This window comes from Flavobacterium sp. AC105, from assembly GCF_979258495.1.
The window spans coordinates 2,102,052-2,125,269 of record NZ_OZ409860.1; the positions used below are offsets into that span (position 1 = coordinate 2,102,052).

General features: G+C 33.7%; 22 protein-coding genes. 3 read left to right on the plus strand and 19 right to left on the minus strand.

Annotated features, from left to right (window positions below):
• Positions 1-144 precede the first annotated feature (144 nt).
• Positions 145-306: a DUF1328 family protein gene (locus tag ACZ0AH_RS09195; protein ID WP_463475498.1), complete on the plus strand. Its 162-nt coding sequence runs from the start codon at positions 145-147 to the stop codon at positions 304-306.
• Positions 307-383: 77 nt separating this feature from the next.
• On the opposite strand, the gene ACZ0AH_RS09200 is transcribed toward ACZ0AH_RS09195, so the two are convergent.
• The 12 genes from ACZ0AH_RS09200 to ACZ0AH_RS09255 form a co-directional block, all read right to left on the minus strand.
• Entirely contained in the window at positions 384-905 is a 522-nt protein-coding gene (locus ACZ0AH_RS09200; protein ID WP_463475499.1) for a DinB family protein, read from the minus strand.
• A gap of 21 nt (positions 906-926) precedes the next feature.
• A complete protein-coding gene (locus tag ACZ0AH_RS09205) occupies positions 927-1,304 on the minus strand; it encodes a VOC family protein (protein ID WP_463475500.1) in 378 nt (125 codons plus the stop codon).
• Positions 1,305-1,349: 45 nt separating this feature from the next.
• On the minus strand, positions 1,350-1,559 hold the full coding sequence (locus ACZ0AH_RS09210; protein WP_463475501.1) for a hypothetical protein: 210 nt from the start codon (positions 1,557-1,559) through the stop codon (positions 1,350-1,352).
• A 12-nt stretch (positions 1,560-1,571) separates the two neighbouring features.
• Positions 1,572-1,952, minus strand: a complete 381-nt coding sequence (locus ACZ0AH_RS09215) for a DoxX family protein (protein WP_463475502.1) — start codon at positions 1,950-1,952, stop codon at positions 1,572-1,574.
• Positions 1,953-2,437: 485 nt separating this feature from the next.
• A complete protein-coding gene (locus ACZ0AH_RS09220; protein WP_463475503.1) occupies positions 2,438-3,856 on the minus strand; it encodes a TolC family protein in 1,419 nt (472 codons plus the stop codon).
• Positions 3,857-3,986: 130 nt separating this feature from the next.
• Positions 3,987-7,157, minus strand: a complete 3,171-nt coding sequence (locus ACZ0AH_RS09225) for an efflux RND transporter permease subunit (protein ID WP_463475504.1) — start codon at positions 7,155-7,157, stop codon at positions 3,987-3,989.
• Positions 7,158-7,168: 11 nt separating this feature from the next.
• Positions 7,169-8,311: an efflux RND transporter periplasmic adaptor subunit gene (locus ACZ0AH_RS09230; protein ID WP_463475505.1), complete on the minus strand. Its 1,143-nt coding sequence runs from the start codon at positions 8,309-8,311 to the stop codon at positions 7,169-7,171.
• 318 nt (positions 8,312-8,629) lie between these two features.
• Entirely contained in the window at positions 8,630-9,223 is a 594-nt protein-coding gene (locus ACZ0AH_RS09235; protein ID WP_115846104.1) for a TetR/AcrR family transcriptional regulator, read from the minus strand.
• 1,064 nt (positions 9,224-10,287) lie between these two features.
• On the minus strand, positions 10,288-10,716 hold the full coding sequence (locus ACZ0AH_RS09240) for a VOC family protein (protein ID WP_463475506.1): 429 nt from the start codon (positions 10,714-10,716) through the stop codon (positions 10,288-10,290).
• 35 nt (positions 10,717-10,751) lie between these two features.
• The gene (locus ACZ0AH_RS09245; RefSeq protein WP_463475507.1) at positions 10,752-11,252 is read right to left on the minus strand and encodes an SRPBCC family protein; all 501 of its coding nucleotides are present in this window, start codon (positions 11,250-11,252) and stop codon (positions 10,752-10,754) included.
• The gene (locus tag ACZ0AH_RS09250) at positions 11,249-11,569 is read right to left on the minus strand and encodes an ArsR/SmtB family transcription factor (RefSeq protein ID WP_463475508.1); all 321 of its coding nucleotides are present in this window, start codon (positions 11,567-11,569) and stop codon (positions 11,249-11,251) included. The genes ACZ0AH_RS09245 and ACZ0AH_RS09250 overlap by 4 nt, the downstream gene beginning before the upstream one ends.
• A gap of 321 nt (positions 11,570-11,890) precedes the next feature.
• Positions 11,891-12,442, minus strand: a complete 552-nt coding sequence (locus tag ACZ0AH_RS09255) for a hypothetical protein (protein WP_463475509.1) — start codon at positions 12,440-12,442, stop codon at positions 11,891-11,893.
• A 505-nt stretch (positions 12,443-12,947) separates the two neighbouring features.
• On the opposite strand from ACZ0AH_RS09255, the gene ACZ0AH_RS09260 reads away from it, so the two are divergent.
• Entirely contained in the window at positions 12,948-13,181 is a 234-nt protein-coding gene (locus ACZ0AH_RS09260) for a hypothetical protein (protein WP_463475510.1), read from the plus strand.
• Between the two features lie 134 nt (positions 13,182-13,315).
• On the opposite strand, the gene ACZ0AH_RS09265 is transcribed toward ACZ0AH_RS09260, so the two are convergent.
• Both ACZ0AH_RS09265 and ACZ0AH_RS09270 read right to left on the minus strand, forming a co-directional pair.
• On the minus strand, positions 13,316-14,089 hold the full coding sequence (locus tag ACZ0AH_RS09265; RefSeq protein ID WP_463475511.1) for a hypothetical protein: 774 nt from the start codon (positions 14,087-14,089) through the stop codon (positions 13,316-13,318).
• 71 nt (positions 14,090-14,160) lie between these two features.
• The gene (locus tag ACZ0AH_RS09270; RefSeq protein ID WP_463475512.1) at positions 14,161-14,694 is read right to left on the minus strand and encodes a hypothetical protein; all 534 of its coding nucleotides are present in this window, start codon (positions 14,692-14,694) and stop codon (positions 14,161-14,163) included.
• Between the two features lie 605 nt (positions 14,695-15,299).
• Here ACZ0AH_RS09270 and ACZ0AH_RS09275 point away from each other — a divergent pair.
• Positions 15,300-15,848 (plus strand): type 1 glutamine amidotransferase domain-containing protein, encoded by a 549-nt coding sequence (locus ACZ0AH_RS09275; RefSeq protein WP_463478099.1) that lies wholly within the window; start codon positions 15,300-15,302, stop codon positions 15,846-15,848.
• 288 nt (positions 15,849-16,136) lie between these two features.
• On the opposite strand, the gene ACZ0AH_RS09280 is transcribed toward ACZ0AH_RS09275, so the two are convergent.
• The 5 genes from ACZ0AH_RS09280 to ACZ0AH_RS09300 form a co-directional block, all read right to left on the minus strand.
• The gene (locus ACZ0AH_RS09280; protein ID WP_463475513.1) at positions 16,137-17,057 is read right to left on the minus strand and encodes a macro domain-containing protein; all 921 of its coding nucleotides are present in this window, start codon (positions 17,055-17,057) and stop codon (positions 16,137-16,139) included.
• A gap of 2 nt (positions 17,058-17,059) precedes the next feature.
• Positions 17,060-17,557 (minus strand): TIR domain-containing protein, encoded by a 498-nt coding sequence (locus tag ACZ0AH_RS09285; protein WP_463475514.1) that lies wholly within the window; start codon positions 17,555-17,557, stop codon positions 17,060-17,062.
• 15 nt (positions 17,558-17,572) lie between these two features.
• On the minus strand, positions 17,573-18,544 hold the full coding sequence (locus ACZ0AH_RS09290) for a DUF4062 domain-containing protein (RefSeq protein ID WP_463475515.1): 972 nt from the start codon (positions 18,542-18,544) through the stop codon (positions 17,573-17,575).
• A gap of 296 nt (positions 18,545-18,840) precedes the next feature.
• Positions 18,841-19,935 carry an efflux RND transporter periplasmic adaptor subunit gene (locus ACZ0AH_RS09295; RefSeq protein ID WP_463475516.1) on the minus strand — a complete coding sequence of 365 codons (1,095 nt, stop codon included), beginning with the start codon at positions 19,933-19,935 and terminating at the stop codon, positions 18,841-18,843.
• Entirely contained in the window at positions 19,922-23,209 is a 3,288-nt protein-coding gene (locus tag ACZ0AH_RS09300) for an efflux RND transporter permease subunit (protein ID WP_463475517.1), read from the minus strand. Before ACZ0AH_RS09300 ends, ACZ0AH_RS09295 begins: the two co-directional genes overlap by 14 nt.
• Positions 23,210-23,218 lie beyond the last annotated feature (9 nt).

Genomic DNA, 23,218 nt, shown 5'->3' on the forward strand with positions numbered 1-23,218 from the left:
AAATACTACAAAAAACTGATTTATAGTTGATTGCGATAAAAAATTAACCTTTAGAGTTAAGTTTTTTTGTAGGAAGTTTAGAACTTTGGGTAACAAACAAATCAGACGTTAAAATGTCACATTATTAATTAAAAAATCAAGATTATGTTACGTTGGACAATCACATTTATAATTCTGGCTATAATAGCAGGAATTTTTGGTTTTGGAGGAATTGCCGCCGGAGCCGCTAGTATTGCAAAAGTTTTATTCTTTATATTTTTAGTGTTATTCATTATTTCATTAATTACAGGAAGAACAAAAGTTTAGCAATAAATTTAAATCCTATAAAAAAAAGCGAAACTCAGAATTCTGGTTTCGCTTTTTTTTGTTTCAAATTTTTTATTTCAGGTTGAAAGCTTCTGCTGTAAGCTATTATCAAGAATAACCCTTAATTGATGTATATGTCTTTTAGTATGAAAAACAGCAAAGTTAATTAACTCGTAGATTGTTAAATTGCCTACGCCGGGTATTTCAAAATCCATACAAGTTAATGATAAATCATAATTTACGGCAATATCCAATATTTCAAGTTCTATTTTTTGAAGTTTTAAAACAAGTTCATTTTTGTCATATTCCCTATCTTCAGGATAAATAAATTCAGGAGAATTGTATTTTGTATTAAAATTGAGAAAAATCTCTTTTAGTACAGGAATTTTTTCATCGATAGGAGCATCTAATTTTTTAGTATTTCCATCACAAACCTTATGAAAACCAGATGTTGCTTTTATAATATGTTGTGTTACTTGTCCGGGAGTCCAGCTTCCTTCAAACGGAATTACATTTATCTCGCTTTGTTCAAAAAGAGAGAGAGTTTGATACAATGCTGCAAATGTATTTTCTACTTCTTGTTTTAGTTCAGCTTTCATAATGAATTAATTTTAAATTGCTTATTTCGTAATAGACGTAATCCACCAAACATTTCCAAAAGGATCTGTAACACCACAAGTTCTGCCATAATCCTGATCGCTTAATTCCATTACCGAAGTTGCGCCATTCTCGAGTGCTTTTTTGTAGCCTTCGTCAGCATTTGGGACATATACAAATAAGTTTGCGGTTTGTATTTTCCAGTCTTTAATTTCATCTGTAACCATAATTGTGCTGCCGCTAATATTAATTTCGGCATGCATAACAGTTCCGTCTTCGCGTAATACCGGTTCATGCGATACATTGGCGTTAAAAACATTTTTGGTGAAATCTATAAATTTTAATGCACCATTTACAATTAAATATGGCATTATAGCCTGATGTCCTGATGGTATATTCATTTTGATATTCTTTAATGATTAATACTAAAATCTATTAATTTTTGATTACAAAAGTGCTTCACAAAAATAACCGTATGAATTAAGAAGGGCAATGATCTTTTTGTTTGAAATTGCAGCTCCATGAATTCGTAAAATCTTGTCACAATCTTCAAGATCGAAATTGATGGCGCTATTTGGAAAATGCTCAAGAAGTTCCACAACAATCATTTTTGATTGCTCGACTTCCTGAACATTTGTTTTAAAAACTTCGATCATCGGTTTCTTAATTTACAAAGCGATGTTTTTATGTCGCTCTAATTTATGATGGTAAACATATGAGACAGCCAGAATCACCAAAAATATTAAAGGAAAAAAGGACTGAAAATTAACTCCGTCAACCGCAAAATGGCTGATCGATGCAAAGATAAAATCGAAAGCAAACCCTGCATAAGCCCATTCCTTTACACGATTTGATACTTGCGGAATGACCAATACCAAAACGCCAAGAATTTTGAAAACAACCAGAGCATTCCCAAAATATTCAGGATAACCCAAATGTTTGATTCCTTCTTTTGCCATTTCGGTTTGTGAAGTTAAGGCTGGCATAACACCTTCAAATAGAAAAATAATAATTGTAGTAACCCAAAAAATAATTTTTGCTTTTTTCATTAGTTTGTTTTTAAATGGTTATTGGTTAATATATTACAAACTTACTAATCTTATTTTTTCTAAAGAATAGTTATTTACGACTATTTTAGGGTCATTTGGGACAGATGTTGATTTTAATGGCGCGCGGATGACACGGATTCGCTTCGCGAAAACACGGATTGTCGCGGATTTTTTTGCTTTCGAAGAACGAAGCAATCTGAATTGCCATATCACTTTTGTTTATTATCCGCATTTTTGCCATCCTGAGCGATCCCGAAGCTTCGGGAGAAGGAACGTGGGTTACTTACGTTGCGGGTCTTCTCCCGAAGCTTCGGGATCGCTCAGACTGACAAATAGGAATCACTAAAAATAAAAATCTGTGCAAATCCGTGTTTTCGCAAAAGCGAATCCGTGTCATCCGCGTGCCATCTCAACAACAAAAAAAAACGCTGCAAAACCTAAGTCTCACAGCGTTTTCGTCTCAAAAAATAAATAATTAACGGGTATTATTTCCAACCACCGCCCAATGCGCGATATAACTCGGTATTGGCAGAAAGCTGTTCTCTTTTAAGGTCAGCCAGTTCTAACTCGCTTTGCAATAAATTCGATTGTGCGGATAAAACTTCAAGATATTCAGCCATACCGTTTTTGAATAACAAATTCGAATTTTTGATCGCTTGTTGCAATGTTTTTACTCTTTCCTTTAAAAAAGATTCTTGTAATTGTAATTTTTCTACTTTCACTAAAGCATCAGATACTTCGCTAACTGCTACCAGAACAGATTGTCTGAAACTGAAAACCGCTTTTTCTCTTTCGGCTACAGCAATATTATACTGCGTTTTTACTCTTTTATTATTGAATAAGGGTTGAGTCAAACCTCCTGCAACTGTACCAAATAATGAAGCCGGAATGTTAAACCAATTGCTAGTTTCGAATGAATTTACACCGCCTTGTGCCGTAATTCTAAGTGTTGGATAAAAATCAGCTTTTGTGATTCCAACATTTGCGTTTGCTATTTTCAGGGCTAATTCGGCAGCTTTTACATCAGGTCTTCTGCTTACTAATGAAGATGGAATTCCGACAGCGGCATTATTTTTTACTTCAATTGAACTCAATTTAATGCTTCTTTGTTTTGAATTCGGAAAAGAACCAGTCAAAACGCTTAAAGCATTTTCCTGAATGGCAATATTTTGTTCTAATAACGGAATCAATTGTGCCGAATTTAATTTCTGTGCTTCTGATTGTTGAATCGCTAATGAAGTTACCTGACCAGCATCATATTTTAATTTGATAATGCTTGTTGTGCTATCATTTAATTTCAGGTTTTGTCTTGCGATATCTAATTGTGCATCTAACATTAAAAGATTGTAATATCCTTTAGAAACATTGGCAACGATATTAGTCTGCAACGCTTTTTTAACTTCTGCTGACTGAAGATAACCTGCATAAGCTCCTTGTTTTTGACTGCGGATTTTACCCCAAATATCTGCTTCCCACGAAAGTGTTGCTCCGGCAGAATAATCGTCAATATGTTTTTGGCCTAAAGCCTGACTTAAATTTTTTCCTGTAAAACTATTATCAGACGGATTGCTTGTACTTGCTGTTACAGCTAAATTTACCTGAGGAACATTTCCCCATTTTGATTGTGTGAATCTGTATTGTGCAATTTCGATATTTTTTGTTGCGATTTGCAAATCGTTGTTTCTCGTTACAGCGCTATCAATCAATTGAATAATATCTTTTTCTGTAAAGAAATTTTTCCACTCCAAATCTCCAATACTAGTAGTATCTTTTGAAACCGATGCATTCCTGAAATTCTCAGGAAATGCATCTTTTGGAGTTTCAATATCCTTCGAAACTTTACAGGATATTAATGTGGTGATCAAAATAGCGACCATCACGATTTTGGTTATATACTTTTTCATTTTATATGTTGTCATTAGATTTCTGTACAAGTATCTTTTCTGGATTCCAGATCTTTAGAGATTTTGTACGATATATATGCGATGCCAAAAATGATGGTCACCAGGATTGTCGTTATATAATTTTCCATTTTTATTTTTCTTCTTCGTTATGAATTACGGCTGCCGGTCTTCCGGAAACCTTTTCTTGTAAATGTTGAAATACGATGAATAAAACCGGGATGATTAACAACCCAAGAATTACTCCTGAAATCATACCTCCTGCGGCACCAATACTAATAGAGTGGTTACCCTGAGCTGATGGACCTGTTGCGCTCATCATAGGGATTAATCCAACTACGAAAGCTAATGAGGTCATGATAATTGGTCGTAAACGTAATTTTGCCGCATCTATTGAAGCTCTTGCTAACGCCTGACCTGATTTTCTTTTCTGGACGGCAAACTCGACAATCAAAATGGCATTTTTGGCCAGCAACCCAATCAGCATGACAAGGGCAACTTGTACATAAATGTTGTTTTCGATTCCTGTTAAACCAATCGCCACGAATACTCCAAATATACCTGCAGGTATTGATAAGATTACTGCTAAAGGCAAAATGTAACTTTCATACTGTGCGGCAAGTAAGAAATAGACGAATATCAAACACAGTAAGAAAATTGTTGCCGACTGACCTCCTGAAGAAATTTCTTCACGGGTTTGTCCTGAGAATTCATATCCATAACCGGCAGGTAATTGTTGTGCTGCAACTTCCTGAATTGCTTTAATGGCATCTCCGGAACTAAATCCAGGTTTCGGAATGGCATTAATCGAAATTGAGTTAAACAAGTTGTATCTCGAAGCGGTTTCTGAACCATAAATACGAGTTAGTTTAACCAATGTATTTAACGGAACCATTTCGCCATTTTTGTTTTTTACAGAAACACGATCGATCGATGAAGGATCAGCTCTGTCAGCGATATCTGCCTGAACAACAACTCGGTAATATTTACCAAATCTATTAAAGTCAGATGCTTGTGCACTACCAAAATACGCCTGCATAGTTTGCAGAATATCTTTTACTTTAACACCTAACTGATCTGCTTTTGCATCGTTAATATCCAATTGCAATTGAGGATAATCGGCTTTAAAACTCGTAAATGCTACAGCAATTTCCGGACGTTTCATTAATTCACCAATAAAATTTTGAGAGATTCCACTAAATTTATCCAGTTTACCACCCGTTTTATCCTGAAGAACCAAATCTAAAGCTTCTACGTTACTGAAACCCGGAACGGTTGGAAAACTAAATACGAAGAAACTACCTCCTGAAATCGTGCCTAATTTGCCACGAACTTCATTCATTATTTCATCAATATTTTTAACATTTCCGCGTTCTTCATTTGGTTTAAGCAATACGAAAACAACTGCAGAAGATGGACTTGTAGAGTTTGTCAATAAGTTGAAACCAGAAATTGCAGTTACAAATCGTGAAGCGTCTAAACCTCTTAAAGTATTTTCGGCCTGAGTCATTACTTTTTGAGTTCCGTCTAATGATGTTCCGGAAGGCGTGTTTACAGCAATTGCTATAAATCCTTGATCTTCTGTTGGAATAAATCCTGCAGGAGTTGTTTTAACCATTACAACAGTAGCAAAAGTGATTATAGCTAATCCTCCTAAACTAACCCATTTATTGCGAATTAAGAATTTTAATCCGCCAACATAACGGTTGGTTAAAGCATTAAAACTGTTGTTGAATCCGGTAAAGAATTTTTCTTTAAATCCTCTTTTTTGGTACGGAGCATCTCCGTGTTCACCTGCTGCGTGATTATCTTTTAAGAATAAAGCGGCAAGGGCAGGGCTTAAAGTCAAAGCGTTTACTGCTGAAATTACAATTGCAATTGCCATCGTAAAAGCAAACTGACGATAGAAAACTCCTGTTGAGCCTTCCATAAAACCAACCGGCAGGAATACAGCAGCCATTACCAGCGTAATCGAGATAATAGCACCCGTTATTTCGTGCATTGCTTCATGTGTCGCTACTTTTGGAGACAAATGTTTGTGCTCCATTTTTGCGTGCACGGCTTCGACGACCACAATGGCATCATCGACCACAATACCAATCGCCAGAATTAAAGCGAAAAGCGTTAAAAGGTTGATCGAAAATCCGAATAATTGCATGAAGAAGAACGTTCCTAAAATTGCTACAGGTACAGCAATGGCCGGAATTAATGTTGATCTAAAATCTTGCAGGAAGATAAATACTACAATAAATACCAATATAAAAGCTTCTAATAAAGTATGTTTTACCTGATCGATCGATTGATCTAATGATACTTTTGTGCTATAGAAAATATTGTGTTTTATACCAGTTGGAAAATCTTTTGAGGCTTTAACCATCAATTTGTTAATCGCAACCTGAATATCATTTGAATTTGAACCCGCTAACTGAATAACGCCAATTACAATTCCTTTTTTACCATTTAAACGTGTTAAACTGTTATAAGAATAAGCGCCAAGTTCAACTCTTGCGACATCTTTTAAACGAAGAACAGAACCATCAGCATTCGAACGAATGGCGATATTTTGATAATCTTCTGGTTTGGTTAGTTTTCCTTTGTATTTAATTACATATTCGAAAACTTCTTTACTTCTTTCTCCAAATTTACCCGGAGCAGCTTCTAAACTTTTGTCCTGAATAGCTGCCATAACTTCATTTGGCGTAACATTATAAGTAGACATTTGAGTTGGGTTCAACCAAACTCTCATCGAATAATCTTTTACACCACCAAAAATACTGGCTGCACCAACTCCGGGAATACGTTTAATCTCCGGTATAATATTAATTTGTGCATAATTGGCAACAAAAGTCTGGTCGTATTTCGCTTCATCATCGGTATACATACCAATCGCCATGATAAAACTGTTTTGTTGTTTTGCAGTGGTTACACCTTGCTGAACAACCTCTGCAGGCAATTGACTTGTTGCCTGAGCAACTCTGTTTTGAACGTTAACAGCAGCCTGGTCAGCATCAGTTCCTAATTTAAAGAAAACTGTAATGGCTAATGTACCGTCGTTACTTGCAGTTGAGCTCATGTACGTCATGTTCTCAACACCATTTATAGATTCTTCAAGCGAAGGGGCAACAGAACGCAAAACCGTTTCTGCGTTCGCTCCCGGATAAACCGCCGTTACCAAAACCGATGGCGGTGCAATATCAGGAAACTGTTGTAAAGGCAATTTTGTAAGACCTAGTATACCTAATATTACCAATAAAATGGAAATAACGGTTGCCAGTACGGGTCTCTGTATAAATATTTTGAACATTTTCGTAAAAATTATTTTTTATTAATTATTTGGGCAACTTTAGCAGTTGATTTTTCAGGCTGAATAACCTGACCTTCCTGAAGTTTGTCGATACCGCTTAAAACAATTTGGTCGCCAGATTTTACACCATCTTTAATCAGATAGTTTGTACCGCTTTTACCCACAACTGTGATAGGCATTTTAGTTACTTTGTTGTCTTTGCTAACAGTGAAAACGAAAACTTTATCCTGCATTTCTACCGTAGCCGATTGTGGAACCAAAATAGCATCATCATGTTGAAGACCTAAACGAATTTTTCCTGTGTTTCCAGAACGTAAGGTTCCGTTTGCATTTGGGAAAGTTGCTCTTAAAGTAATAGCACCCGTATTTTTATCAAACTGACCATCGACCATATCGATTTTTCCGGTTTGAGGATAAGCATTATCGTCAGCTAATATTAAAGAAACCGGAGGTAATTTTTTGATTTTATCTCCAAGTGTATTTCCTGCGTATTGCGCTTTAAAGTTGATGAAATCTGTTTCTCCCAATGAGAAATAAACAAAAACTTCATGCACATCTGAAAGTGTTGTTAAAGCTTCAACATCAGATGCAGAAACTAAACTTCCTTGTTTTTTAGGCAATCTTCCGATATAACCGCTAACTGGAGCCGTTACATTTGTATATCCTAAATTAATTCTGGCAGATTCTACCATTGCTTTTGCCTGCTCGATATTAGCAGCAGCAATTTTTTGAGAAGCCTTAGCCGATTTTAACTGATAATCAGAAACTACTTTATTTTGTACTAAAGGAGTTAATTTATCAACTTCTAACTGCGCGTTGATCAAAGCAGCTTCATAAGCATGAAGGCTTGCCAAAGCATTGTTTAATTGCTCACGAAAAGGACGTTCGTTTATTTTAAATAAAGATTGCCCTTTTGATACATAAGCACCTTCATCTACCAAAACTCTGTCAAGGTTTCCACTTACTTGCGGACGAATTTCTACATCTACAGTTCCTTGTATCGAAGCCGGATATTCTGCATCCGTAATCGTATTTTCACTTGTTATAGATAATACAGGCAAAACAGGTGCCGCAGCTATTGGAGCTGGCGCTTTATCTGCACAACTGCTAAGTACAAGCGCAAGAATAAAACTGGTTATAATTACATTTTTCATTTTAATATTGGTTTTAATTTGTTGGACATTTTCTCGATTTAAAATTTTATTTATAGTGGTAGTGGTATTCATATTTAAGTCTATTAAATTTTCTAACGTTGTTAAGTAAATTGATGCAAAATTCCATATAATGATACATTCGAATTATGTATTATAAATCGGTATTAAATTATTTATCAGTGTTAAGTAATGAATCAAAAAAAGCCCTTATATTACTTAATTAAATTTTCTAACACCGTTAAGTAAAGTTGTAAAAAAAAGGATTTTCAAATTTACCCATTAAATCATTTATCACTGTTAAGTTAAAATGAAATTTTTTTATTGTATTGATTTTATGATTCCGCCAATCGCATCTTTCAGGATTTGATTGTTGATAGTTTCCATTACTTCGCTTCTGTTGATGATGTTAATCGCGATCAAACCGTGAATAACAGAAAAGAAAGTAAAATATTTTTGTTTAATTACTTCCGGGCTCGGATTACTGTTTTTCATAATTTCAGCAATCACAGCAGTAAATAATTTATATGGAGCTTCGGCAGCAGAACATTGTTGAGAGCAACAGTTCATTTGCACACCAAACATTACCTGATACATTTCGGTATCAGTAAAAGCAAAATCCCAATATGCCATCCACATCGCTTCGATTTGATCTTCGGGTTTTTCAAATTTAGCTTTGGCACTTTGAAGTTCCTTAGATAATTTTATAAAACCTTTACCAGTCAATTCATTTAGAATAGCGTCTTTGTTAGAGAAATATTCATAAATGATAGGAGCAGTATATTCAATTTTGTCAGCAATCTTTCTCATACTCAAACCTTGCCATCCTTCTTCTTTGACGATAGCATAAGCAGCCTCAAGAATGTTACTTCTTGTCTCTTCTTTTTGTCTTAATATACGATCTTTACTTGCCATTTTATATGAGTATTAAATAATCTAACACCGTTAGGCAAATGTATGACTGTTTTTTCAATTACGGTATATTTTAATTATAATATTTTCTTATTGTTGTATAGACAAATATAAAAAACCTCCGAAAGCCTTTGATTATAAAGGATTATTGAAGCTTTTTTTTTCAGGAGCAAATAATTTTCGTGTTTTTAAGACCATTTGTCCCGCTGTTCACTATATCTTTTATGGTGTCCCGAAGCTTCGGGACCACATAAAAGGATGCCGTTTCCATCGGGGCTAGGTGAGAGGTTTCGTTTTTTCATTAAAAAATGATAAAAATGATAATTCGTATTTATGTTAAACCAGATAAAATCCGGCTCTAAAAAATTGATCGAGCCGATAGCTCTTTTTTGATTTTCAGAATCATTTTAATAATTTATCCGAATAGATTATAAAAATTCCGAAGGAATGATTCATATTGTAGAGCTGGATTAAAATCCGGACCTACAAAATTGATCGAGCCGATGGCTCTTTTTTGATTTCAGAATCATTTTAATAATTTATCCGAATAGATTATAAAATTCCGAAGGAATGATTCATATTGTAGAGCTGGATTAAAATCCAGCCCTACAAAATAGATCGAGCCCACGGCTCTTTTTTCGATTTAAGATCATTTTGATGATTTATCCGAATAGATTATAAAATTCCGAAGGAATGATTCATATTGTAGGGCTGGATTAAAATCCAGCCCTACAAAATAGATCGAGCCCACGGCTCTTTTTTCGATTTAAGATCATTTTGATGATTTATCCGAATAGATTATAAAATTCCGAAGGAATGATTCATATTGTAGGACTGGATTAAAATCCAGCCCTACAAAATACATCGAGCCCACGGCTCTTTTTTCGATTTAAGATCATTTTGATGATTTATCCGAATAGATTATAAAATTCCGAAGGAATGATTCATATTGTAGAGCTGGACTTTAGTCCAGTTTAAACATCGCAACGGATTAAAATCCAGCTCTACAAAATTTATCCAGCCCAATGGCCCTTTTTTATTTCTTTCGAGCAAAAATGCTTATTCATTTAAGAATTCGGATCAAAATCCACCATCCAATGAACGCCAAATTGGTCAGCAAACATTCCAAAATACACACCCGACGGACCGTAAGATATTGGTATTTCAATTTTACCGTTTTCCGAAAGTCCGTTAAATAATTTATCAGCTTCATCCTGGGTTTCTGCGCTAATGGAAATAGTATATCTGTTATCATTTTCTGTTACTTTTCCCATAGCTTCCATAGCGTCGCCACCTTTTAAGATGTTGCGATCACCAACAGATAAAGCGATATACATGATTTTGTTAGCATCATTTTCAGGTATAGGATATTCAGCACTCGATATTTCTTTATACCGGCTAATCTTTGTAAATGCTCCGCCAAAAACCGATTTATAAAATGTAAATGCTTCTTCGGCATTTCCGTTAAAATGGATAAAAGGATTAATAAGTGCCATAGTTTCCAGTTTTTAGATTGTTAATAGTCCCAAGATTATTTTTGAGACAACGTTTCCAATATTTTTTCTAAGTTATCAATAGTCATTTTAAAGCCTTGTACAAAGCCCATTTCAATCAGTTTCTCCATACGTTCCAGCGATTCATTTACAATAGTAATATTTACTTCTGTAATGCCGTTTTGTTCGCTAAAAGTATAATCCCAGTCAGAACCTGGCAATTCTTTATTTTCATTTTCATCAGCAAACGCATTATACATCTTGAAATTCGTTTTTGGCGTAATCGAAGTATATTCCTGAACCGCCCAGCGTTCTTGTCCTTCCGGACCAACCATAGCATAAAATCGTCGTCCGCCAACTTCAAAATTCATATGTTTTGTTTTAGCGGTATAAGGTTTTGGCGCAACCCATTGATCAAGAATTTCAGCTTTGGTAAACGCATCCCAAACCAGCGGAAGTTCTGCATCAAATTCTCTTTTTATAAATACCGTTTTTGATGGTTTGTCAACGGTAAAATCAAATAGCAAATCTTTTTTCATTTTTTCTGTTCTTTAAGTGTTAATAATATATCGTCAAGTTGGTTAAAAGTAGTTTCCCAAATTTCCCTGAATTGTTTTATCCATTTATCAATCTCTTTCATTTTTTCAATTTTAAGTGAATAGTAAATTTCTCTTCCTTTTTGTTCTTGTTTTACCAATTCACATTCTGTTAGTATTCTGAGATGTTTAGAAACAGATTGCCGCGTCGTATTAAAATTCTCCGCAATAGCGTTTGGCGTCATGGCCTGCATGGCAATTAAAGTAATAATGGACCGTCTTGTTGGGTCAGCAATTGCCTGAAAAATATCTCGTCTCATATTCTTTAATTTTTAATTGAGAAGCCAATCGGTTGCAAATATATGCGCAACTATTCGGTTTCGCAAATATTTTGATGATTATTTTTGAAATAATGCCACAAACTCACTAAGTCGCAAAATTTTAAGTTTTTTTTGATTATTTTATTGTTGCGCTCAGTAGTCGAAGAGCTTTGTAATAAAAGATAATCTCGCAAAGTAGCAAAAGCGCAAAGTTTTGTATAAACTCAATTGTCACCCTGAGCGAAGTCGAAGGCTTATGAAAACTAAAACTTTAATGAAACACACGTAAAACTTAGAATTTGGAATTTATTTTATTGAAATTTAAAATTTAACAACCCTAATGCTCTGAAACATTTCTTCATATTTTTCCTTAAACATTCCTTCAGCCTGATCAGGAAATCCAAGTCCGTCAGGGCCAACGTAAATTTTAACTGTAGATTGATCATTATTAACTTTTCTTATCGTGTGATATTTAATAAGCCAGGCGTCATAATGCTCAATTAATTTCGAAGCTTCACTTAACAATTCCGGTGGTATGTGATGTCCGTTTTCTAAAAGAATGTCACGTACCTTTTTGTTCGATGTATACATAATTTCATCTTCAAAGTTAGCGTCATACTTTTTTAGTTTCGAATACGTATTTTCAAACGCAAGCCGGGTTCGGTTCAAATGGGTATAAACCTGTCCAAGAAGTTCCGTAGTTTGTTTTTGCCATTCAAAGTCAGTACTTTGTATTCGTGCCATTCGATCAAATTCATGTTTGATTTCAGCATTATTTCTTTCTGTTTTCTTATGAAAATAATAGACAATAGCACTGGTCAAAATGGTTGTAATTATAGAACTTCCTAAAATTGTTTTTAATAAGTCTTCCATATTGTTTAAATTTTAAGTCAATATTGTCTATTATTTTGTTTGTAAATTTCTGATTATTAGGTTTTTAATTAATAAACTAAAGTACGATTAAAAAAGATAATTTGGAATTTAATTTTAATTTGAAGCTATTTCCTGCTGTCCTTCCAATCTTTTGTGCCTCCCGAAGCCTCGGGACCAGCACAAAAGGATTTTCCCTCCCATCAGGGCTAGGACATTCGTTTTCATAAGAAGATTTATTCTATTACCTTTAGCTTAATTTTCATGTCTATCATTTTATTGATTACATTTTGAATCTTAAAAAAGAAATTATAAAACAATAAAATTTGTAAGAAAAAGATTATTATATAGGTATTTCCTTTATATTTGTGTTTCTTAAATCTTCACATTTAGAACAAAATAAAATTGCCCTTGTGCTATGTAGTAAAGTTCCGAAAGGGCTTTGACGCCGTGAAGAAGCGTAAGACTGCTAATGCATGAGGGTTTTTATTCTTAAATCTTCACAATTATGAGTACAAACACCCTTTCAAAAGAAGCCGAAATCAGGCTTATTAATTTTTTCAGAAATACCATAGAGCCAGAAGGAATGGCAAAAGCAATAAGGCAAGCCAATTATATCCTTGCTTTAGGAGTTCTGAGAGAACATGAAACCCTTCAAAACCAAATCGTCAACTTAGAAAACAGCTTTTATTGGCTCAATGAATTAGCCGAAGTTTTGAATCCTTATTTGGATGTGGAATAGGATTTTCTTTTAGAATTATAAATAACTAAAAAACCTCGATTTTAGTAAAATCGAGGTTTTTTTTATGATATCGCAACTGTTTTTGTGTTTATGAACAAGACGCTTCCGTAGCAGAAGAATATCTTTATGAAACTTTAAGAAGTAAAATCAAATCCGTAATAAACGCATTCAAATATTGCAAGTGCAATTACCCATTTTAATTCCTCATTATCTTTCGTATCAATTGAATTTACTAATGAATAAGATGGCCCAACTTCTCTTAAACCCAGACCAGTTTTAAAGTCACTGCCATGCGAAGAAGGCTTATAATACCGTCTTTTTACAATGCTTTTCCGGTCTGCATTTTTGTTTATTTCCGCTATTTTTTTGGAATGAAGTTCTATCGTATAGCTAGCCTGATTATTGGATTTATCACGATTACAACTCCCAATTTGTTTGTGTAGAGGATCTACCAAAACGGAATCATTTATTACTTTACCTAAATACACATCATCAAAAAAGAATAATTTTTCATTGTTATAATATTCAATATAAAGTTTAAAATCAGTAGTACAGGCCACTATTCTGGCATTCGCATAAAGTCCTCTGTCAATTCTCTGGAACGCTATAATTGGTGAATTATCTCTGGAATAAATATGTCCGGTTAATCGATTTGACATTGATTTTCTAAAGGAGTATGTCATATAATTCGTTATATCCTCCGGCGTATAATTTTTCCAGTTTTCAATGTCTTTTTTTAATTCATTTACTTTGGTCTCCATTTCTACTTTTTCATTTTGTAAAAATTGAGGTGTTTTCTTTGCAGTTGATCTTTTAATAACGTAAAAAATTAAAAATGCAATTGCGATAAAAGGAACTAGAAAAAGAATAACCATCATTATTCCGAAAAGGGTTAGAATTGTATCCATGCTTTTATTGGCTCGGTTTTAGGTTTAGAAATAGATCTAAAGTAATATGATTTCTTCAGGTAATGTTTGTTTCAATTTATATGGAAATAAAAAAAAAGTATAATTATTATAACACAAATTATAACTCTTGGATCTACATGATCAAAAAAAACAGGTTTTTCAGAGAAAGAACATACTATTCCTGCCATAATAAATATTGCAAATAAAATTGTAAATCCCATTTCTCCATCTTTATTATCTTTTTTATTTCTGCATTTAATGTCTAGATATTCTTTATTATTTTTTATAAGCGAGTGAATTTCACAGGAAGTTTCTCTATCAAAATCAGCTATATCTTTGTTCAAAATTGAAATTGAAATTGTATCTCCGACTTTTATTTCATTTAATATTTCATCGTCCGTAACGCATCTATAATCATAACTTGCAATTTCGAAAGTGGTTTTGTTATTTATACATTGAAATTCTATCCATTTTCTGCTATGTTTCCCTTTTGTTTCTTTGAATTTAGGTCCAGCAGAAGTTATTAGATTTTCATAAACTTGAAGTTCTGATGGTTTTATGATGTAGCTTCCATCATTTACTTTTGATAAAGTAATATAATCCAATAAGAAGAGAAATTGCGGCTACGGCTAAATAAATTTTTCGTTTTTCTTCCCAATCTTCAATACTATCAGCCATAAAATTCAATGAATAGGAATTATTAATCTTGATTTTTTAAATTTCCATTTTTTTGTTTTCATATTATATTCAAGTGTGTTTTCAGATAACTGATAATTATTTCCTTTTTGATAAACACAAATAAAGTAAAAGAATTTCAATAATTGAAATTGATTATTGCAATGTGTGCAAAGTCGGTAGAGTTTGTACAGCATACAACTTTTTAGATGTTTTTTATTATTCTTGCAAAAGAGAAAAAAAAAATCAAAGCTATTCTCTTTTTACTTCATAATTGGTATTTCTCGTTTTCCTGAAATGTCTTTTTATTTTCGTATTCACTAATCTATACAATTAATTCTTAGCATTCATCCTATAAAATACTAAAGCAAATTGAAATGCTTTTTATATAATTTCAATTTAATTTTTCATAAAAATTTGGAAGTCAATTAATTAACTTTTATTAAAGAAAGGTTTAACATGTTCTGTTTTAACTCGTTGTTTGTAATTACTAATTTTAAGTAAATCAAAATTAATAATGTTTTAAATACTTAAAATTATGAAAAAGATAGCCATATTAGCCACAAACGGTTTTGAAGAATCAGAATTATCATCTCCTAAAGCCTATCTCGAAGAGCAAGGCTGGAATGCAGATATCGTCAGTTTGAAATCAGGAACTATCAAATCCTGGAAAGACGGGAATTGGAGCAAGGAATATAATGTTGATGTAGTATTAGATCAGGCAAATGAAGCAGATTACGATGCTTTGGTTCTTCCTGGAGGAGTTATAAACCCTGATTTATTGAGAAGAGAAGAAGCTGCAGTAAATTTTGTACGTTCTTTTTTTGAAAGTAAAAAACCAGTAGCAGCTATTTGTCACGGACCTCAAATTCTGGTAGATGCTGATGTTTTGCAAGGTCGAAAAGTAACTTCGTTCTTCTCTGTTAAAAACGATTTGATAAATGCCGGAGCACAATGGGAAGACTCAGAAGTAGTCGTAGACAACGGATTAGTAACCAGCCGAAACCCGAATGATTTGCCCGCTTTTAATAAAAAAATGGTGGAAGAAATTAAAGAAGGAAAACACGAGCGTCAGACTGTTTAAGAAGATGGTTTCATGTTATAAAAAATGCAAGACCAATTTGGTCTTGCATTTTTTTGTAATCGCTAGTTTAATTATTTATGCTTTGCGAGGTCTCCGGACTTCGTACACGTTACAATGAGACATTGCAAATCTGATAGGAATGAAATATAGGGATGTATACAAAGTTGGGAGAACTTCGAACAGCTCTGGAGTGAATTTGTAATAGTTGAAATGTTTCCTCGCAATGCGTCCAAAGTTGGCTTTTGTTTATGAGAGCACTTCGAAGAGCGGGTTTATTTCTAACCAAAATCATCTATTTAGATAATTATCAATATGGCAAAATAAGATATTTAAATTTTCAAAATTATAAAGTTTGTAGTTTTTATGATGAAGGCAAATTCTTAAAGTTTTACAAAATGTCTGGACTTTAGATGTAACAAAAAAAGAATTTACAATTTCATTAACTATAAATTGATTAGTATGATTTGCAGGAAGTCTATGTAATCCCGTACCAATGACAGGAATATTTACAACGTCGTGATACTCACCGTGATTCGGAATAAAATCCCAAGTTTTCGATAAAAAATCATAAAGATATTCTGATCTCATTTCCACATTCCCAGTTTCTTTCATAAAACTAAGAGCACTTAAATAAAAATATTTATCATTATTTAATTTTATAGAGCATGCCGTACCTATTTCATATCGATTTTTATTTCCTTTAAGATTATTATTAGTTTCAATTGGATTTGCTCCAACTAATTGAAGATTTCGGGCTATTTCACCATTCAAAGATCCAATATTTGAAGAGTAAAATTTCTCAATGAATTGACCATGTACAGTTCTTTTATTAACTAAACCATTAGGAATATCATTATCAAAAGTATCACTCACAGGAATAATTATAGCTCCTTCTTGCTTAAAAATATCACAAAATTCTACAACTACCTTCAAATCGGTATTAGTAAATTTTTTTTCAATTTTTAGCTTTCTGCGATGACGAATAACACTTAAAATTAAAATTATTACTAAAAACGTTTTTAAATTTTTTTGAATAAAAATTCTTAATTCCTGTGGATAATCAGATTCTGAAAACAACCACGTCGAGCATTCAATAATTGTCCAAATGAATCCAATAAATCCAAAAAAAGTAATCAGTATATTTATTACTCGTTCTTTATTGTAATTAAATAAAAATGAATAGACGAATATATTAAGTAATTTACTCATTATTAAAGACTTAATTCTTTATAGATATTATCTGGATAATATCTTGCTCCTGTTTCTCCAAGTTTTGATAGCCTACTATATGAATCTGGCCAGTAATCAAGAGCATATTTTATAATCTTATGGTTAAAAGAAACATGTACTGCCAACTCGTCTCTAATTATTGCTGGACATCTATCCAAATCTCTACTTCGCTGATTATTTAAATTTACAGCAATAATTGGTAATTTATTTCTTAAAGCATATTCTAATTCCCATTTTACAAATTTGTGCAGATATTTTGTTTTTTCGCCAACTAGTAAAATAATAGCTTTAGAATTTTCTAAACGTATTCTAAGTTGAGCTTTTATACTTTCTTCCATGCTTGTGTCTTTTGCATAATTTAGATCGTGTGCATCTTTAATTTCAAAATTGAAATTCTCATTATTTGTCCAAGCTTTCATCAAATAGAAATAGTGGATATCTGTATCACCATCAAAAACAGTATAAATTTTATTTCTCATAATTTTTAATTTTTATTAGAAAGGCAAATCATCCTCTTCTACTATCTCTTCAACTTCGCTTAATTTAAAAAAATCATTATTCCATTCTGTTCGTTTAATAAATTTCAGTTTCTTATCATCATCAAACAAAGCATCTGATATATGTAGAATTTGTTTTTTTCTATTAACAGTTCTGGTAAATTCTGACATGTGAAGATTTAGATCCCACGGTAATAATTCAACTTGTTTAAATCCTCGTGCTTCTAATAACTCCTTCATATCTAAAAATCCTTCGATATAAAAATTATACGGAACAGACAATTCAGTTCTTATAGTTTCTATTAAAGGATGATTTATCATTAAAATTTTATTAATTTCTTCTGCTTGTCCTTTATTTTCATCGCTTAAAAAATTCACAAGTTTATTTAAAGTTTGAGCAGTTTTCTCCAAATTTCTGATCAAACTGACTTCTTTAACTCTTGTTTGTTCCTCCAAAAATCTTTGAAACAAACCTGCAAACTGTTCTTTTAGATATCTGGAAATATCAGAAGCTATTTCGAAACCTTTTATGTTATTATTTGCATTAAGATTTTTAACTTCTTCTATAAATTGATAAATTCTTGTATCATCAACGTATTTATATTTCATCGTGACATTATCTTTATTCAAAAGATAGGTTTCATATTCAGATAGTACATTTTTTTCAATAAATATATAGACCTGTTTATTTTCTTTCAGAGCTGTTTTTAATTCTAGTTGTGAAACTGAAGAATTATTCTTTCTAGATTCAGATCCAAATCTTCCACCAATAATAGATACCAGAATATCGACAGCTTTAATTTCTTTATAACAGTATTCCTCTAATGCATCATCTTTACCATATGGTATATCGCCTTCTTCATTTCTGACAGGTATATAACCCAAATTTTCAATGAAAATATCAAGATCTGAACGAACTTGTCTAAGATCATAAAATGTTGAACTAATGAAAATTCTAGGTTTTGCCATACATTAATTTTATCATTATAATTATAATTTTGCAACACTTAAAAAACATTACAGATGTAAGAGAATATTAAAATGCTATGTTTTTTGAGTAAAATTATTATTTCAAAAATATTAATAAGTAGATGTAAATAAGCACGTATTTATACCTGTTTTTGATAAAAAAAAGGACGATACTTTTAAAGCACCGTCCTTAAGGCAAATTTTGATCTACATTCTCTGATCATTTCTGATTTTTGAATGCCGCATTTAATGGCGTACAGTTTTTGGTAATCACTAAAATGAAAGCTAAACGCAGGTTATTCGTTTATGATATCGCCTTCCTTAGTTTCTTCACTGGCAATTTTTACCAGTTTATCTTTTAGGTTTAAATCTCCGAAAATTTCGATTTTATCGTCGATTTCTCTTCCTTTTTTCACGTTTACTCTTGTTGCTTTGTGGTTTACTACTTTAATCACAAAAGTTCCTTCGGCAGAACTTACTAAAGCTGATTTTGGAATTACAAATGTGCTGTCTTTCGCGTTAAGCGGTAACATAACTTCGGCAACCATTCCGGGTAATAAATCTTTTTTAGTGTTCTGAACGTCCATTTCGACTCTTTCAGATCTTAGTTTCAAATCTAAAGCTCCGGACATTCTGGTAATTTTAGCTTTAAAATTTTCAGGTAATGATTTTACGTTAAAATTCATTTCGTCACCCTCATGTAAATATCCGGTGTAAAGCTCAGGAACAGAAACGGCCAAACGCAATTTATCTTGTTGCTGAATCGTCAGTAAAGGCAAATCTGAACCTTTTCCTGCAGGACCAACAAAGGTTCCTAAATTAACGTTTCTTGCAGCCACAACGCCGTCAAAAGGAGCACGAATTTCAAGATAACCTCTCATAATCGACACTTCTTTATGACCTGCAACTGCCGCCTGATATTGCGCGTAATCAGAGTTTTTCTTTCCGCTTGCCATTTCCAGGTCATTTTTAGAAATTGTTCCTTCAACTTTGCTTGTTTCATACAAACGGTTGTAAGTACTTTTGCTGGTGGCATAAATAGCTTCCATCGATTTTAATCTTGATTCGGCAGCAGCCAATTGGGAGCTGATTTCCGGCGCTTCCAAAACGATTAAAAGCTGCCCTTTTTTAACTTTTGTACCAATATCAACTTTTAAAACTTTTACAAAACTGCTTACTTTAGCATATAAATCTACTTGTTGAAAACCGGTTAATTCGGCTGGTAAACGCAGTTCTGTTGTTAGTTTTTCTTTCTCTAAAAGAAACGTTTCTGTTTTAGGTTCTAATTCTGCAACAGGCGTTTCTTCTTTTTTATTCGAATTACAGCTGCTTAATAAAAATACTGCTGTAAAAAATAATGCGGTCGATTGTATTATTTTATTTTTTTTCATTTTCTGATTTTAATGATGAGATATAATGGATGCTTTCTTCGTCTTCAGGATCCAGAGAAACAGATTGTGTTGTTGTATGTTCTTGTGCCCATGCAAAGATAAGCGGCAGAATTAGCAATACGGCAAAAGTCGAAAATAATAACCCGCCAATTACGGCTCTACCCAAAGGAGAAACCTGATCGCCACCTTCGCCATGACCAATTGCCATTGGCAGCATTCCTGCAATCATCGCAACAGATGTCATGATAATTGGACGAAGACGCAAGGCTGCAGCTTCACGAGCCGACTCTAGTGCATTGCCATTTCGTTTTCGTAATTGTTCAGCATTTGTGACCAATAAAACGGCATTTGCGATCGAAACCCCAACAGACATGATAATTCCCATATACGATTGTAAGTTAAGCGTTGATCCTGTAATAGTCAGCATTAATAATGCTCCTAAAACCACCGCAGGAACCGTGGTTAAAATAACCAGCGAAACCTTGAACGACTGGAAATTAGCGGCTAACATTAAGAAGATTACAAAAATGGCAACCAATAATCCAAATTGTAAACTACTTAATGTTTCTTCCAATACTTTACTTAATCCAATTGGAGTTATGAATAACCCCCTAGGTAATTCGCCCAATGAATTGATTGTTGCACCCACATCTTTTGCTGCCGTACCCAAATCGGTTTGGCTAATGTTGGCTGTAACGGTAATGTATGGCATAGCCCCTAAATTGTCATTTTCACCGCTTACAAATCCCGGTGTAATTTTGGCAACGTCACTTAAAACCGGACGAAGCGAATTTTTTAATACCGGAATTTCTCCAATATCTGTTTTGCTTTTCATCTGGTTCAAAGGAACCTGAACCTGAACGGCGTATGATAATCCGGCTCTTTCGTCGATCCAGGTATTTTTCTCTGTATATCTTGATGATGAAGTCGATGCTACTAATGATCGTGATATATCGTTCATGTCAACGCCCAACTCGGCTGCACGGGTTCTGTCAATATCAATATTCATCGCTGGATAATGAATAGGCTGACCAATTTGTACGTCTCTGAAATAAGAGATTTTCTTTAATTTCTCAACAATTTGATTGGCATAAAGCTCATTTCGTTTTTTATCTTTTCCTGCAATTCGAACTTCGATTGGAGTAGGAGAACCCTGGCTCAAAACTTTATCAGTCAATTCGATTGGTTCAAAAGAGAGTTTTACATCCGGAAGTGCTTTTTTAATTCGGGCTCTAAACTCGTCTTTAAAGTCATCCATATCCGTGTGATATTCTTTTAAACTTACCTGAAATACGGCTTCATGCGAACCTGCCATGAACAAATAAATCGGGTTAATCGAGAATAACGACGGGTGTTGTCCCACATATACAGATGAAATTCCGATATGTTCTTTTCCAACCATTTTTTGCAATTCTTTCAAAACTACAATTGCTTTTTCTTCTGTTCTTTCTAAACGTGTTCCGTCCGGAGCACGCATTCTTAACTGGAATTGACTTGAATTTACTTTTGGAAAAACATCTTTTCCAATAAAAGAAATAAACACAACGGCAAGAGCTGTAATTACAATTAAATACGTTAAAGCAGCTGCTTTTTTAAATGGAAATAATCGATCCAATGTTCTCATAAAACGGATTCTGAATCGCTCGAAAGCACCAATTTTTCCGTTATTATTAGTATCTGTTTTTTCTACGTATCCTTTTTTCTGAGTAATCAAATCTTTCTCAGATTCAGGTGTTAATCCGCACTTATTAAATTCGGCTTCGTCATCAGTAATTTCCGGTCCGTGTTCGTGTTTTTCATGACCTTTCATCAGCCAGTTTGCCATTACAGGAACAAAAGTCTGAGATAATAAAAACGAAATTACCATCGAAAATCCAATTGCTAAAGCCAATGGCAAGAACAATGCTCCCGGAATCCCGACCATGGTAAATGCCGGAGCAAATACCGCCAAAATACAAAGCAAGATCAATAATTTAGGCAAGGCAATTTCCTGACAGGCATCCCAAATGGCGAGCGCCTTTGGTTTTCCCATATCGAGATGCTGGTGAATATTTTCGATTGTTACCGTACTTTCATCCACCAAAATTCCAATTGCAAGAGCCAATCCGCTTAAAGACATTAAGTTGATCGTTTGTCCGAATAATTTCAGGAATAAAACTCCTGAGATAATCGAAATAGGAATCGTTAAGATTACAATTAAAGCCGCACGTCTGTCACCAAGGAAAAGTAAAACCATTAATCCGGTTAAAACCGCTCCGATAATACCTTCCGTAATCAAACTTTTTACGGAGTTAATTACATAAACCGACTGGTCAAATTCATAAGATAATTTTACATCTTCAGGAAGTGTGCTTTGAATTTTTGGCAACTCTGCTTTTAATTTCTGAACCACATCCCAGGTCGAAGCATCTCCGGCTTTTGCAATACTAATATAAACCGAACGTTTTCCGTTTACCAAAGCATAACCAGCAGTAATATCTGCACCATCTTTTACAGTGGCAACATCACCTAATTTTAAGTTTTGAACGCTTCCTTTAAACAACGGAATATTCTCAAAATCCTTAACTTCTCTAATCGTATTATTCGTTGGCGTAATATAGTTTTTATCGCCCATTCTCACGTTTCCTGACGGAGCCGTTTGGTTGTTTACACGAATCGCTTCAACAATTTGGTCCGGTGTCATATTGTGCGAACGCAATAAATCAGGATCTACGTTAACCTCAATAGTTCTTGGGCTTCCGCCGAAAGGTGAAGGAGAAAGTAAACCAGGAATCGAAGTAAACGAGGCACGAACATAAACGTTGGCTAAATCCTGCAATTCGTTATTTGATCTAATTTTACTGCTCAAAACCAATTGACCAATTGGCAAAGACGAAGCGTCAAAACGAATGATAAACGGAGGCTGTGTTCCCGGAGGAAATGCCGCCTGAATCCTGTTCGAAAGCGAACTTAATTCGGCTGCAGCCTGCGCCATATTTGTGTTTTCATAATAGGTTAATTTCATAATCATTAACCCCTGGATATTCTTGGTTTCAACTGATTTTACACCATTTGCAAAAGGTAAAATGTTGACATAGTTTTTAGCAAAATAAGCTTCCATCTGGTCTGGCGTATAACCTCCAAAAGGATGCGCAATATAGATAACCGGCAAATTCATTTTAGGCAAAATATCTACCTTAATGTCCTTGATGGCACCAATTCCGAAGAAAAATAGACCCGCAACCAATACTAATATGGAGATGGGTTTGCGGAGTGCAAAACGTATTAAATTCATTAGGATCTA

What these genes read in the sequence shown, in the direction of transcription:
- ACZ0AH_RS09195 (WP_463475498.1), top strand. Translation starts at nt 145, where the DNA reads ATGTTACGTTGGACAATCACATTTATAATTCTGGCTATAATAGCAGGA.
- ACZ0AH_RS09200 (WP_463475499.1), bottom strand. Translation starts at nt 905, where the DNA reads ATGAAAGCTGAACTAAAACAAGAAGTAGAAAATACATTTGCAGCATTG.
- ACZ0AH_RS09205 (WP_463475500.1), bottom strand. Translation starts at nt 1,304, where the DNA reads ATGAATATACCATCAGGACATCAGGCTATAATGCCATATTTAATTGTA.
- ACZ0AH_RS09210 (WP_463475501.1), bottom strand. Translation starts at nt 1,559, where the DNA reads ATGATCGAAGTTTTTAAAACAAATGTTCAGGAAGTCGAGCAATCAAAA.
- ACZ0AH_RS09215 (WP_463475502.1), bottom strand. Translation starts at nt 1,952, where the DNA reads ATGAAAAAAGCAAAAATTATTTTTTGGGTTACTACAATTATTATTTTT.
- ACZ0AH_RS09220 (WP_463475503.1), bottom strand. Translation starts at nt 3,856, where the DNA reads ATGAAAAAGTATATAACCAAAATCGTGATGGTCGCTATTTTGATCACC.
- ACZ0AH_RS09225 (WP_463475504.1), bottom strand. Translation starts at nt 7,157, where the DNA reads ATGTTCAAAATATTTATACAGAGACCCGTACTGGCAACCGTTATTTCC.
- ACZ0AH_RS09230 (WP_463475505.1), bottom strand. Translation starts at nt 8,311, where the DNA reads ATGAAAAATGTAATTATAACCAGTTTTATTCTTGCGCTTGTACTTAGC.
- ACZ0AH_RS09235 (WP_115846104.1), bottom strand. Translation starts at nt 9,223, where the DNA reads ATGGCAAGTAAAGATCGTATATTAAGACAAAAAGAAGAGACAAGAAGT.
- ACZ0AH_RS09240 (WP_463475506.1), bottom strand. Translation starts at nt 10,716, where the DNA reads ATGGCACTTATTAATCCTTTTATCCATTTTAACGGAAATGCCGAAGAA.
- ACZ0AH_RS09245 (WP_463475507.1), bottom strand. Translation starts at nt 11,252, where the DNA reads ATGAAAAAAGATTTGCTATTTGATTTTACCGTTGACAAACCATCAAAA.
- ACZ0AH_RS09250 (WP_463475508.1), bottom strand. Translation starts at nt 11,569, where the DNA reads ATGAGACGAGATATTTTTCAGGCAATTGCTGACCCAACAAGACGGTCC.
- ACZ0AH_RS09255 (WP_463475509.1), bottom strand. Translation starts at nt 12,442, where the DNA reads ATGGAAGACTTATTAAAAACAATTTTAGGAAGTTCTATAATTACAACC.
- ACZ0AH_RS09260 (WP_463475510.1), top strand. Translation starts at nt 12,948, where the DNA reads ATGAGTACAAACACCCTTTCAAAAGAAGCCGAAATCAGGCTTATTAAT.
- ACZ0AH_RS09265 (WP_463475511.1), bottom strand. Translation starts at nt 14,089, where the DNA reads ATGGATACAATTCTAACCCTTTTCGGAATAATGATGGTTATTCTTTTT.
- ACZ0AH_RS09280 (WP_463475513.1), bottom strand. Translation starts at nt 17,057, where the DNA reads ATGAGTAAATTACTTAATATATTCGTCTATTCATTTTTATTTAATTAC.
- ACZ0AH_RS09285 (WP_463475514.1), bottom strand. Translation starts at nt 17,557, where the DNA reads ATGAGAAATAAAATTTATACTGTTTTTGATGGTGATACAGATATCCAC.
- ACZ0AH_RS09290 (WP_463475515.1), bottom strand. Translation starts at nt 18,544, where the DNA reads ATGGCAAAACCTAGAATTTTCATTAGTTCAACATTTTATGATCTTAGA.
- ACZ0AH_RS09295 (WP_463475516.1), bottom strand. Translation starts at nt 19,935, where the DNA reads ATGAAAAAAAATAAAATAATACAATCGACCGCATTATTTTTTACAGCA.
- ACZ0AH_RS09300 (WP_463475517.1), bottom strand. Translation starts at nt 23,209, where the DNA reads ATGAATTTAATACGTTTTGCACTCCGCAAACCCATCTCCATATTAGTA.